The following is a 12,272-nucleotide window of genomic DNA, read 5'->3' as shown; positions in this document are numbered from 1 at the left end:
TCGAACGCGACCAATCGACCATGCCTGACCGCAATTGCCGCCACCAACTCCGCAAGCTCGCCATCCGTATGCTCGCAAAAAGCTGCCTGTTTCCTGACAATCGTGACCGCATCCCGGGTCGATACGACAGAGAACGGCCTCCGGGATCTCACGAATGATTCCGCAACCTCGGCGACGGATGAAGCTCGGTCAAAATTATCTTGCATACTTGCACCTCTGTACGACGCTAGCCCAAGCTCGGCCCGTGCAAATTGTTCCCATTGGCCTAATGCAGCCTGATTGGCATCCGGCTTGGGCTCCTTGTGTGCGAAGGCCGGGAGCAACGCGACATGGCCGTCGCCGTGCCTTGGACAGTGGGCTGGACGCATTCGTCTCCACTCAACGAAAGGTCACGCCATCGGCCAGTCTCACTACATGCTTCAAATGCGAACACGAGCCCGACGCTAGAGACGAGCAGGATCAGATGTGTCCAAGCCGCTCGCCAAAGTTTCCGATCCTCGGATCACCGCAGTTCCCGCGCAACAAGTCGCCGGGAGACCTGTTTGCTCGCGTTGATTGCGGTCGACTGACTCTTGGCTCATTCGCCGCCTCGCCGGCTGGCTCCGGTCGGCCGGCCTCGTCCGTCTCCGTCATCGCTGGCCGGCGGACGATCCAATCCACCAAACCGGCTTCGGTCTGCTCGCAGGCCACGAATTCGCGCACCAGACTTCGCGCCAGCTCGCGCCATTGACACTCGGGCACGTTCATCTCCGCGATCAGATCTCGGCATGCAGCGCGTATGATGTCGGCATCGAAGGCTGACACGGCGACAGGACCACGGTCTGTATTCTTTGCTCGAGGAGTATCGTCGCCCTGACGTTCGCGAAAGCGCCTCAGCACCTCGCGCGATGCGGCGATCGCTTGTCGGGTTTGACTCATAGCCTCGTAAAATCCAACTTCGCGGACCGGTGAGCGGTGCCGTGATAGAATGAAGTCCTCCATAACCGCATGCGCAGTGTCCGTACGCGTTGCAATCATCGCCGCCTCCCTGCAGGCGCACCCAATGCTTGCAGCTTCTGCCCGTTTTCGGGCGGCCGCCTGCATTTGTCGTGTCGCTGCTATGATCGCGTGAGTTAAAGCCGGTGAAGCGTCGCTGCAATTACAAATGTAAGTGTGGCATCCGATAAGGGGTATGCCCGCTGGCAGCGGCGGCGGCGAGTTCGTTCTTCAGACGGTCGAAGTCTTCCTCGGCGAAGCGCTCTCCGCGTTGCCGGAACGAGGAAGCAGGATCTGGACAAAATGCAGCGGCCGTGCCGCCGTTCAGGGGGCGCTATTGGCGAAAATCCGCCAATTTCCGCCAGTCGAAGACAACGCCCACTCCAGGCTCGTCGGGTGCTATCGCCAAACCATCCTGAAGCCTCAGCGGCTCAGTGGTATAATGGTCAATATCAAAACTATGCGCCTCCACCCAGCCGGCATTTGTCTGACCTGCAACGAGGCTGACATGAAGTTCCTGCATCCCGTGACTGCAGACCGGAATGCCAGCCTTGCGTGAGAGCGCTGCCACGCGCAGCCAGCCCGTGACCCCGCCGCAGTTGGAGGCGTCGGGTTGGATGTAGGCGAGATCCGACCAAGCGAAGGCATGCTCGAACTCCTCGATGACATGCAGGTTTTCTCCCATTGCCAGGGGCATTCCGGTCGCCTTGGCAATGCTGGCGTAACCCTCATAGTCGTCGGGTATGATGGGCTCCTCGAACCACAGCAGATCGTAGGCGGCGAATGCTCTCGCTGCCTCGATCGCTCGCGGGACGTCCAGCGCGTAGTTGGCGTCAACCATAAAGGTGACATGAGGGCCGATGCGCTCGCGAACTGCCTTCACCCGGGCCACATCCTCGGCAAGGTCGTCCTTGCCGACCTTGATCTTCACCCCGGTGAAGCCGGCATTGAGATAGGAATCGATGCTGGCCAAAAGCTGATCGAGGGTGAAGTTTAGGTCGATGCCGCCGCGATAGGCCTTGGCGCTCTTCCCGGCCCCGCCCGCCATCTGCCAAAGCGGCAGGCCGCTACGCCGGCCCTTGAGGTCCCATAATGCGATGTCGATCGCCGAGATCGCGAAAGAAGCTATGCCGCCGCGCCCGACATAGTGGATGTGCCAGAGCATGCCGTCGTAGATCGTGTGGATTTGCGTTGCGTCGCGTGCCTTGAGGAACGGCGCGAGGTCGTGATCGATCATTGCCTTGATCGCATAGCCGCCCCTGCCGCCGGTGTAGGTGTAGCCTGTGCCCTCGGCGCCGTCGGCAAGCCTCAGCGTGACGGTGACCAGCTCGAAATGCGTGTGCGCGCCGTGCTTGGCATCGGTCATCACCTCACGCAGTGGGACCCGGAACAGCCGGGTCTCGACTTCCTTGATTTCGGTGCGGCTCATGCTGCGCTCCATTCAGGTTTTTTCATCGGACCATAATTGCACCGGCAGCGCTGACTGGCAACAATGTGGCTGATCTTTCAGCGATTCTGAAGCCAATCAGTCATTTTTGGTCCTACAAAAGCATCAATCCGCTTGTGCTTTGGTCCGATTTACCTTCTAATAACAGGACCATCTGGGAGGAAAAAGGCTTGCTGGATACGGAAGAGCGTCCTGAGATGCCCGCGGCTATTCTCGCCGCCCGCGCGGCCGACGCGATGGTGGCCGGCATAGAGGCCGACATCACGTCCGGAAGGCTTGGCGACGGCAGCTACCTGCCGGCCGAGCGCGAACTGATGATCGAGTATGGTGTGGGCCGGGGCGTTGTGCGTGAGGCGATTGCGCGCCTGGCCAGCCGCGGCCTGGTGGAAGCGCGTCCGCGGTTCCGGCCCGTGGCGCGCCGGCCTGGCCTGGATGCCGCGCTCGGCGCCCTCGACGGCATCGTAGGACATCTGCTGAGCGACCAGGCGGGCGTGAAGAACCTCTACGACATGCGCGTCTTCCTCGAGGCGTCGCTGGCGCGCAACGCCGCCATCCATGCCCGCAAGGATGACGTCACAGCCTTGAGGGCGGCGCTGGCGATGAACGAGGCGGCCATCCCGGATTCCGAGAAATTCTATGCGACGGACGTGGCGTTCCACGCAGCGCTCTATGACATCGCGCGCAACCCGGTGCTGCCTGTCGTGCACAAGGCATTTACCGCCTGGCTGTCGCCGCATTGGATGCGCATGCCACGGTCGCCCGAGCGCAACCGCGTGAATTTCCTCAGCCATCGTGAAATCTGCACGGCCATCCTTGAGCGAGATCCTGACGGCGCCGAGCGGGCGCTACTCAACCACCTCTCGGCGGCCTGGGAGTATGTCCGCGGAACATTCGAAAGCCGTGAGGCGCCGGAAGCATGACGCAGTCCTACGACCATATCGTGGTGGGCGGCGGAGCGGCCGGCTGCGTCGCGGCGGCAAGGCTTGTCAAAGCGGGACGGCGAACCCTGCTGCTGGAGGCCGGCCATTCCCATCATCACCCCTTGCTCGACATGCCGCCCGGCATCTTCAAGATGATCAACGGCTCGAAATTCATGCGCTATCACCGCACCGAGCCGCAGGCCCATCTCGACGGCCGCGTCCATGAAATCTCGCAAGGCAACGTGCTGGGCGGCGGCACCTCGGTCAACGCCCAGGTCTACATGCGAGGCCGCTCGGCCGATTATGAGGAATGGGACGAGCTGCTGCGCGGCAACAATGCCGGCGTACGCTGGAACTGGCAGGCGGTGCTGCCGCATTTCACCGGCATGGAGGGAAACAACCGCCTCGGCGGCGAACTGCATGGCAGCGAAGGTCCGCTGCTGGTCTCGGATCCAGGCCACATCGATGATGTTTCCCGTTGGTTCGTCCAGGCCGTCCAAGGCCTTGGATTGCCGTACAACCATGACTTCAACGGACCGTCGCAGCGCGGGGTCGGCTTCTACCAGTTCATGAACCGGCGGGGAAAGCGGAGCAGCGCCGCCTACGCCTTCATCGAGCCGCTGACGAATGATCCCAAGCTGACGCTGAAACTCAATTGCACAGTCAGCCGGCTGCTGATCGAAAAAGGTCGGGTCACCGGCGTCATCTACTCGGATGCGTCGGGCGCCGAGCATACCGTCCATGCGGATGCCGACGTGATCGTCTCGTCCGGTGCCCTCGTCTCGCCGAAACTGCTCATGCTGTCCGGCATCGGCCCCGCCGAGGCGCTTGCCGGGCACGGCATTTCCTGCGTCGCCGACCTGCCCGGGGTCGGCGAAAACCTGATCGACCATCCAGAGGTGCCGATCATCGCCACCGCAAACGGCCCATACGGCTATTTCAGGCAGGGCCAAGGCTGGCGGATGATCAGGAACGGCCTGCATTTCAAGCTCTTCGGCACCGGCACGATCCTGTCAGCGGGGGTGGAGGCCGGAGCCTTCGTCAATCCGGCCGATCCCGAGGGCGAACCGACGATCCAGGCCTTCTGCGTGCCGCACGTCTATCTGGACCGCGATATCCTGACCTTGGTCGAGAACACCTATGGGCTTACCGTGACGACAGTGGTGGTGAAGCCAAAGTCGCGCGGTTTCGTGAGGCTGCGTTCGGCGGATCCGAAGGACATGCCGATCGTTTCGCCGAACCTCCTTAAACATCCCGACGACATGAGGGAAATGATCTCCGGCCAGCGTTATTTCCTGCAGGCTTTTCAGACCAAGCCGCTCGCCGATCGGGTCAAGGCCATTGCCGTGCCAAGCCAGGATGATCTCAGCGACGAAGCCATGACAAAGCATTGCAAGCGCTTCGTGAAGACCAACTACCATCCGGCCGGGACATGCCGGATGGGCTCGGACAGCGACCGGATGGCGGTGCTGGACGCGGCGCTGCGCGTGCGCGGAATAGACAATCTGCGGGTTGCCGACATGTCGGCCTGCCCCAACATCAATGCCGGCAATACGGCGGCGCCCGCCATGATGCTGGGCGACCGCTGCGCCGACTTTATTTTGGAGGCGGCATAGCGCCTGACCCAGCTTGCCGACGGCGTCATCGCCGAAGCCGTCTGGGCCGATATCGTGAGGAAATTACACAGTCGCTGAAAGCGACAATAAAGGAGGAAAGAGCATGATCATTACCCGTCGAAAACTACTGGTTGGCTCCGCCGCCGGCGCGGTCGCGCTGACACTCGGCTCACGCGCCTTCGCGGCGCTCCCGCCGCTCGCCAAGAAGGACAAGTACAAGGTCGGTTTCGCCCAGACGGAAAGCAACAATCCGTGGCGTCTTGCCGAGACCAAGAGCATGCAGGACGAAGCCGCCAAGCTTGGCCATCAGCTGGTCTACACGGATGCCGCCGGTTCGTCGGCCAAGCAGGCCTCCGACGTGAACTCGATGATCGCGCAGGGCGTCGACGCAATCTTCCTGCCGCCCCGCGAAGACAAGCCCCTGGTGCCGGTCATTCTTGCCGCGCGCGATGCCGGCATACCGGTGTTTCTGGTCGACCGCGACGTTGATCACACCATGGCCAAGCCGAGCGAGGATTATGTCTGCTTCATCGGTTCGGATTTCATCGAGGAGGCGACCCGCGTCGGCGAATGGCTGGTCAAGAACGCCAATGGCAAGTCGAAGATCATCGAGCTGGAAGGCACGACCGGAGCCTCGGCCGCTACCGACCGCAAGAAAGGCTTCGACGATTTCATCGCCAAGCACTCGCAGTTCACCATCCTGGCGTCGCAGTCCGGCGACTTCGCCCGCGACAAGGGCCGGCAGGTCGCCGAGACGCTGCTTCAGGCGCACCCTGATGCGGATATCATCTACGCGCATAATGATGAGATGGCGCTGGGCGCCATCGCCGCTTTGGAAGCAGCCGGCAAGACCCCGGGCAAGGATGTGCTGATCTTGTCGATCGACGGCGAGAAGGAAGGCGTCCAGGCGATCATTGACGGCAAGATCGGCGCTATCTGCGCTTGTAGTCCGCTGTTCGGGCCGAAGGCCTTCGCTACGATGGCCGACTATGCGGCCGGCAAGAAGATCCCGCCGTTCATCAAGAACGAGGATGCCTTCTTCGACGCCACGAACGCGAAGAAAGACTTCGATATTGCGTTCTGATATCCACTTTCTTTCCAGTTGCCCTACCCGCTTCGGCGGGTAGGGTTTGGGAGTTTGACGATGACCGCTCAGCCGGACCAAGCCGCGCTGCTCCTGGACATGCGTGACATCCAGAAGCGTTTTGCCGGCATCCCTGCCCTGGCCGATGCCTCGCTCCAGGTTCTTCCGGGCGAGATCCACGCACTCATCGGCCAGAACGGTGCGGGCAAATCGACACTTATCAAGGTGCTCACCGGCTATTACCGCCGGGATGCGGGGCAGGTGCTGTTCGAACGGAAGCCGTTCGAAGTTGGGTCTCCGCATCAGGCGCAGGTCAGCGGCATCAGCACCATCTACCAGGAGATCAATCTCGTACCGCTGCGCTCGGTGACCGAGAACATCTGCCTTGGACGCGAGAAGCGCCGCCGCGGCCTGCTCGACTGGAGCGCGATGCATGCGGAAGCCGAGCGCCTGCTCAGCCGCTTCTCGATCGGCATCGACGTGCGCCGCCCGCTCAGCGATTTCAACACCGCCACGCAGCAGATGGTGGCGATCGCCCGCGCCATCGGCTTTTCCGCCCGCCTCGTGATCATGGATGAGCCGACCTCCTCGCTGGACGAGCGTGAAGTCTCGGTCTTGTTCAGCGTTATCCGTCAGCTCAAGGCCGACGGCGTCTCCGTTCTGTTCGTCAGCCACAAGCTCGACGAGTTGTACGAGGTCTGCGACCGGGTCACGATCATGCGTGACGGCCGCACGGTACGAAGCGCGGCGATGAGCGACATCGGCAAGCTGGAGCTGGTCGCGGCCATGCTCGGCCGCGACGTCGCAGCCGTCGAAGGCCATGCGACCGCGTTCGGCGAACGCGATCGGTCGAGGATCGGTGATGTGCTGTTTACCGCGCAAGGGCTGGCGGCCGGCCAGTTGGTGCGTGACGTGAGCTTCGACCTGCGCCGCGGCGAGATCGCCGGCTTTGCCGGCTTGCTCGGCGCCGGCCGCACCGAAACAGCCCGCCTCGTATTCGGCGCCGACCGCCGGAGCGCAGGCGAGATGACGATGGAGGGCGCGTCCTACCATCCCGCACGTGCCGCTGATGCCATCGCCGCAGGGATGGGCTTCTGCACTGAGGACCGCAAGGCCGAGGGCATCGTGCCGGAAATGACCGTCGCGGAGAACATAACACTGGCACTGCTGCCGAAAATCAGCCGCAATGGCATCCTGAACGAGGCCCGGCAGAAGGAGATCGTCGAGCGCTTCATTCGTGAACTCGACATCAAATGCTCGGGGCCTAACCAGAAGGTCCGCGAGTTGTCGGGCGGCAACCAGCAAAAGGTGCTGCTTGCCCGCTGGCTGGCAATGAACCCGAAGCTGCTCATTCTCGATGAGCCGACGCGCGGCATCGATGTCGGGGCCAAGGCCGAGATCCAGCGCCTCATCCGCAAGCTTGCCGATGACGGGCTCGGCGTGCTGATGATCTCCTCGGAACTCGAGGAAGTGATGGAAGGAGCCGACCGCATATTCGTGCTGCGCGAAGGAGTGAGGGTGGCCGAACTGGAAGGCCAGGCAGCCGACGAGGAGGACGTGCTCGCGGCGATGGCGCATGGCGGCGCGGCGAAGGAGGCAGCGTGAGCGATCTGGCCACACCATCCGCAGCCAACGACGCTGGAAACCGCCGCTTTGATGTGTTCGGTTTCCTGGCGCGCTACGGCACGGTGATCGCGCTTGTGCTGCTGGTGGTCTTCAACCTTGCCTATACGCGCAATTTCGCGACGCTGCAGACACTCAACGTCAACCTAACCCAGGTCTGCACGATTGTGATCGTCGCGGTGGGGATGACCCTGGTGATCGCCACCGGCGGCATCGACCTGTCGGTTGGTTCGCTGATGGCGATCTCCGGCGCATTGGCGCCGATGATCTTCATGGGCACGATCTTCCCGGTCGGAAACATCTATCTGGCGGTAGCCGTCGCGATGATTGCCTCGATCCTCGTCGCCGGCCTGTTCGGGCTGTTCAATGGCTGGTTGGTCTCGCGTTTCCGCATCCAACCTATTGTTGCAACGCTCGTGCTGTTCATCGCCGGGCGCGGGATCGCGCAGGTCATGACCAACGGCAATCTGCAGACCTTCCGCGTGCCGCAATTCCAGTGGATCGGACTTGCCCGCCCGCTCGGCATTCCCGCGCAGGTCATCATCATGGCCGTGCTGGTTGCGGTGGCCGCTTGGGCCCTTCACCGCACGGTGTTCGGGCGAAGCATCCTGGCGGTCGGCGGCAATGAAAAGGCCTCTGAACTCGCCGGCATCGCCGTATCGAGGATCAAGCTCGCTGTCTATGCGATCAGCGGCCTGTGCGCGGGGCTAGCCGGTCTCGTCGTCATTGCGATCAACTCCTCCAGCGACGCCAATCTCGTGGGGCTGGGCATGGAACTCGACGCCATCGCGGCGGTCGCGGTGGGCGGCACGCTGTTGAGTGGCGGAAAGGCCACAATCATCGGCACCCTGCTGGGCGCACTGACCATCCAGTTGGTGCGCTACACGCTGCTCGCCAATGGCGTACCCGACGCCGCTGCGCTCGTCGTCAAGGCCGGCATCATCGCATTCGCCGTCTGGCTGCAGCAGCAACACCGGGTGTAATCCATGAACAGCGCCAGACTGGTTCGCATCATCGGCACTTACGGTGTCGTCATCGCGCTTGCAGCCCTCGTCCTGTTCGGATTCCTGCGCTACGACCGCTTCCTCGGCCTCTTCAACGTGATGAGCGTTCTGCGCTACAACTCGATGTTCGCGCTCGTCGCGCTCGGCATGTGCTTCGTGATCATGACCGGCGGCATAGACCTGTCCGTCGGCTCCGTCGCCGCCTTGGGCAGCGTCGCGTCAGCCCTGGCGAGCCCGCACGGCATCGTGGCAGGCCTTGCAGCGGGCGTTGGCGCCGGCCTGGCAGCCGGGCTGATCAACGCGCTCCTGGTTACGCGCGGCAACCTGATGCCTTTCATCGCCACGCTTGCCACCATGCTGGCCGCAAGCGGCTCGGCGCTGCTTCTGGCCGGCAACCAGACCGTTTCGGTGTCTTACGATTCGGGTTTCACCGCCATCGGCCAAGGGAATTTCTGGATTTTCCCGATTCCGGCAGTCATCGCCCTGGTTGCCTATGCCGTCGGCTCAGTGGTCCTGAACTACACCAGCACGGGACGGACGGTGCTGGCCATCGGCGGCGGCGAGGATGCCTCGCGGCTGATGGGGCTGCGCACTGACGGCGTCAAATTTCTCGTCTATGTCGCAAGCGGGTGCCTGGCCGGGCTCGCCGGCGTCGTCCTCGCTTCTCAGTTCGGCGCAGGCCAGCCGATCGAGGGCGTCGGCTGGGAACTGTTTGCCATCGCAGCGGTCGTCGTGGGCGGGACGCTGCTGACCGGCGGCTCTGGCTCGGTGTTGACCACGCTGGCCGGCGTGCTGTTGCTCGGCATCCTTTTCAACGTCCTGAACTTCGAAAACGGCATGGGCTGGATTTCGCTGTCAGCCTACTGGCAGTCGGTGATCCGCGGGCTGTTTTTGCTCGTCGTCGTCCTTCTCCAGGCACGGCTTACGGCAAGGCGCGAAACTGCCTGAGGATGGCGAGCGCCTTCGAGCACGATGGCGCTGCAGAATCAGTGCGCGTTGCGCACCCGGCCGATGAGCGCATCCCGCAGACTTTCTGCGGCGATGCTTCCCCGGTGCACCTGGGGTCCGACACCCTTGGAGCAGGATCCGCAAGCGGATCCTGGTGCAGTCACATGGCCGTCCTGGAGACGGTCATTTCCCGGCGACCGCCACGAACACGGACTGCCCCTGCCTTTCCAGCCGAAACAGGATGGGCTTGCTCTGCCGGCGAGAGTTCGCCCACTCCTCGACGATATCCGAAGGCTCCGTCACGCGGCGATTGTTGGCCGATATGATGACATCGCCGGGCTGCAATCCGCTCCGGGCGGCAAGGCCATCGGGAACCACTTCCACGACGAAGACGCCGGTTGTTCCTGATTTGATGCCTAGCTGCTGACGCGCCTGATCCGGAATCGGGCTGAGGGATAGGCCGAGGCCTTCGGCCGCCGACTTCTTGTCGGGAACAGCGCCGGTCTTCACCTCCGCATCCTTGCGCTCACCGATGACAAGCGCGATCTCCTGGTCCTTTCCGCCGTTACTCCGTGTCAGAGTGGCCTTGCTGCCAGGCTTCTGGCTAGCCGTCGCAAGCGTGAGGTCATGGACACCCTCAATGCCCTTGCCGTTGAACCGGGTGATCACGTCACCCGGCTTCAAGCCGGCTTTCTCCGCCGGGCTGCCGGGCTCGACCGAAGCAACCAGCGCGCCCTTGTCATCTTTCATCCCGAGGGCCTCAGCCAGCGACGGCGTGATGTCCTGCAGGCGGACCCCGATGAAGCCACGCTCGATCCGGCCGGTTCTGATCAACTGGTCGGCGATGCTTTGGGCGGTGCGCGATGGCACCGCAAACCCGATCCCGATGCTGCCGCCGGACGGCGAGACGATGGCGGTGTTGACGCCGATCACCTCGCCACGTGCGTTGAACAGCGGACCGCCCGAGTTGCCTCGATTGATCGACGCGTCCGTCTGGAGAAAATCGTCATACGGCCCGGCTTGAATGTCTCGCGAGCGGGCCGAAAGAACGCCGACAGTGACAGTCCCTCCGAGCCCGAAGGGACTGCCGATCGCGATTGTCCATGCGCCCGGCTGCATTGCATCCGAGTCACCCCATTTGGTCGTGGTCATGTTGGGCCGCGGGTCGACCTTCAGCACCGCTATATCGGTGGCGGGGTCACGGCCGACCAATTGCGCCGGCGCCGTTTCCTTGTCGGAAAATACGACATGGATCTCTGTCGCATCGGCAACGACATGGTTGTTGGTGACGATGTAGCCGTCGGCACTGATCACAAATCCGGAGCCAAGCGCCTCCCTCACCTGCGGCTGAACGGGTCCGAGGCCCTGGCCGTCGAACGGACTTGTAAAGTCGCCCGCCGTCGTCTGGTCCTGGACAACCTCCCGGGTCGTGATCGCGACCACGGCCGGCAATTTCTGCTGGATGATCGCTGTGAAGTCGGTCGGGGTATCCTGGGCCAGGACAGGCGCCACGCCACTGGCCGAGAGCATCAGCGCAACCGCGATCAAGCGCGTTGCAAATCGTCTTTGCATATCGTGAGACATTGCTGGACCTCCTGCCGGACAGCCCCGGCCGCTCGGCCGCGCCGCGCGGAGCCGGTGCTCCGGACGCTAGAACTGCCAACAAAGCTGTTTGTTTCAGCCCCCCGGAAAAATGGCACGGCCAGGAAAAATAGCCCGACCGCGGGGGTCCGGAAGGCAGCAGCCGGGAACCATTGAGGCCGTTGAGTTCAACCGTCCACAGGACTGGTCCCGGACGTGGCAGAAATCAGCAAAGCGACTGCGTCAGCTCCGGCAAATGCCCGATATGCCGATGGAGCCAACCTAGCGGCTGAGGTGCCTCTACCGGGCCTGGTGCGAAAAGGATCTGCAATGAAAGAGGGAGCTCCACAGCCGCCGAGAGACGCGGCTGTGATCACCACCGCTCGAACTCCCTCAAGGGAACAAAAGGGTACCAACTAAGTTCGGCCCCCATAATGAGGATGCCTATATGGACCTGTTGCCCCAGTCAGCCGAACACACCGTCTCCCCGCCGCCCGCTCCAGACCTTCACCGGCTTTTGTTCGATCCAAACTTGCGTATACACGGCTTGATTGATGACACTGTCGTCACCAAAGCCTTGGACGATTTGAAAGCCGTGCGTTCCGGGGAAGACGATCTCTACGTTGAAATCGACACGCCCGGAGGCGACGCCGACGGCGCGCGACGTCTAGCTCTAGAGTTCAAACTTTTTCTGAAACACTCGGGCCGCAACGGCTACATCATTGGCAAGAATACGGTTTACTCTGCCGGGGTAACGGTCCTTGCCGCTTTCCCGAAAGCCTGCAGGTTCCTTTGCCCGCAAGCAGTCCTGCTGATTCATGAAAGAAGGCTTGAGAAAGACTTGGTTCTGAATGGACCAATTCGAAGCTGTCTTCAGATCGTTCGCGAACAACTTGCGCTGTTGGAAACGGCAGAGCGACTCGAGAATGAAGGGTTCGCCGATCTCGTCCAAGGTTCTCGAACATCGCTGGAAGAGCTGCGCGACCATGCCCTGAACAGCTGCTACCTGATGGCAGCAAGAGCTTTGGAGCTAGGCCTTGTTGAAGACATTGCCCATTAACTTGATGCCTCGAT

The 12,272-nt window shown here is 62.4% G+C and carries 10 protein-coding genes; 7 read left to right on the top strand and 3 right to left on the bottom strand.

What is annotated here, in order from left to right; all coding sequences use genetic code 11:
- Positions 1–459: 459 nt before the first annotated feature.
- Both NLY33_RS19755 and NLY33_RS19750 read right to left on the bottom strand, forming a co-directional pair.
- Complete coding sequence (locus NLY33_RS19755; protein ID WP_198020325.1) at positions 460–1,017, bottom strand: hypothetical protein; 558 nt, start codon at positions 1,015–1,017, stop codon at positions 460–462.
- Positions 1,018–1,309: 292 nt separating this feature from the next.
- Positions 1,310–2,404 carry a mandelate racemase/muconate lactonizing enzyme family protein gene (locus NLY33_RS19750; RefSeq protein ID WP_023709622.1) on the bottom strand — a complete coding sequence of 365 codons (1,095 nt, stop codon included), beginning with the start codon at positions 2,402–2,404 and terminating at the stop codon, positions 1,310–1,312.
- Positions 2,405–2,592: 188 nt separating this feature from the next.
- Here NLY33_RS19750 and NLY33_RS19745 point away from each other — a divergent pair, with 188 nt between their 5' ends.
- From NLY33_RS19745 to NLY33_RS19720, 6 genes are all read left to right on the top strand, one after another.
- The gene (locus NLY33_RS19745) at positions 2,593–3,342 is read left to right on the top strand and encodes an FCD domain-containing protein (protein WP_023707502.1); all 750 of its coding nucleotides are present in this window, start codon (positions 2,593–2,595) and stop codon (positions 3,340–3,342) included.
- Positions 3,339–4,958, top strand: a complete 1,620-nt coding sequence (locus NLY33_RS19740; RefSeq protein WP_023706880.1) for a GMC family oxidoreductase — start codon at positions 3,339–3,341, stop codon at positions 4,956–4,958. The genes NLY33_RS19745 and NLY33_RS19740 overlap by 4 nt, the downstream gene beginning before the upstream one ends.
- Before the next feature lie 103 nt (positions 4,959–5,061).
- Entirely contained in the window at positions 5,062–6,042 is a 981-nt protein-coding gene (locus tag NLY33_RS19735; protein WP_023706879.1) for an ABC transporter substrate-binding protein, read from the top strand.
- Between the two features lie 60 nt (positions 6,043–6,102).
- Positions 6,103–7,647, top strand: a complete 1,545-nt coding sequence (locus tag NLY33_RS19730) for a sugar ABC transporter ATP-binding protein (RefSeq protein ID WP_023707501.1) — start codon at positions 6,103–6,105, stop codon at positions 7,645–7,647.
- Complete coding sequence (locus NLY33_RS19725; RefSeq protein ID WP_023693472.1) at positions 7,644–8,648, top strand: ABC transporter permease; 1,005 nt, start codon at positions 7,644–7,646, stop codon at positions 8,646–8,648. Before NLY33_RS19730 ends, NLY33_RS19725 begins: the two co-directional genes overlap by 4 nt.
- 3 nt (positions 8,649–8,651) lie before the next feature.
- Positions 8,652–9,617 carry an ABC transporter permease gene (locus NLY33_RS19720; protein WP_023682464.1) on the top strand — a complete coding sequence of 322 codons (966 nt, stop codon included), beginning with the start codon at positions 8,652–8,654 and terminating at the stop codon, positions 9,615–9,617.
- Between the two features lie 183 nt (positions 9,618–9,800).
- On the opposite strand, the gene NLY33_RS19715 is transcribed toward NLY33_RS19720, so the two are convergent.
- The gene (locus NLY33_RS19715; RefSeq protein ID WP_023706876.1) at positions 9,801–11,165 is read right to left on the bottom strand and encodes a Do family serine endopeptidase; all 1,365 of its coding nucleotides are present in this window, start codon (positions 11,163–11,165) and stop codon (positions 9,801–9,803) included.
- Positions 11,166–11,646: 481 nt separating this feature from the next.
- On the opposite strand from NLY33_RS19715, the gene NLY33_RS19710 reads away from it, so the two are divergent.
- Positions 11,647–12,258, top strand: a complete 612-nt coding sequence (locus NLY33_RS19710) for an ATP-dependent Clp protease proteolytic subunit (RefSeq protein ID WP_023672669.1) — start codon at positions 11,647–11,649, stop codon at positions 12,256–12,258.
- The last annotated feature ends 14 nt before the right edge of the window (positions 12,259–12,272 follow it).

Source organism: Mesorhizobium sp. C432A (assembly GCF_030323145.1).
Classification (GTDB): Bacteria; Pseudomonadota; Alphaproteobacteria; order Rhizobiales; family Rhizobiaceae; genus Mesorhizobium.
This window is presented reverse-complemented; position numbering and strand designations above follow the sequence as displayed.

Excerpts from the sequence above, each read along its gene's own strand:
- NLY33_RS19755 (WP_198020325.1), bottom strand. The coding sequence starts at position 1,017 with ATGATTGCAACGCGTACGGACACTGCGCATGCGGTTATGGAGGACTTC.
- NLY33_RS19750 (WP_023709622.1), bottom strand. The coding sequence starts at position 2,404 with ATGAGCCGCACCGAAATCAAGGAAGTCGAGACCCGGCTGTTCCGGGTC.
- NLY33_RS19740 (WP_023706880.1), top strand. The coding sequence starts at position 3,339 with ATGACGCAGTCCTACGACCATATCGTGGTGGGCGGCGGAGCGGCCGGC.
- NLY33_RS19735 (WP_023706879.1), top strand. The coding sequence starts at position 5,062 with ATGATCATTACCCGTCGAAAACTACTGGTTGGCTCCGCCGCCGGCGCG.
- NLY33_RS19730 (WP_023707501.1), top strand. The coding sequence starts at position 6,103 with ATGACCGCTCAGCCGGACCAAGCCGCGCTGCTCCTGGACATGCGTGAC.
- NLY33_RS19720 (WP_023682464.1), top strand. The coding sequence starts at position 8,652 with ATGAACAGCGCCAGACTGGTTCGCATCATCGGCACTTACGGTGTCGTC.
- NLY33_RS19710 (WP_023672669.1), top strand. The coding sequence starts at position 11,647 with ATGGACCTGTTGCCCCAGTCAGCCGAACACACCGTCTCCCCGCCGCCC.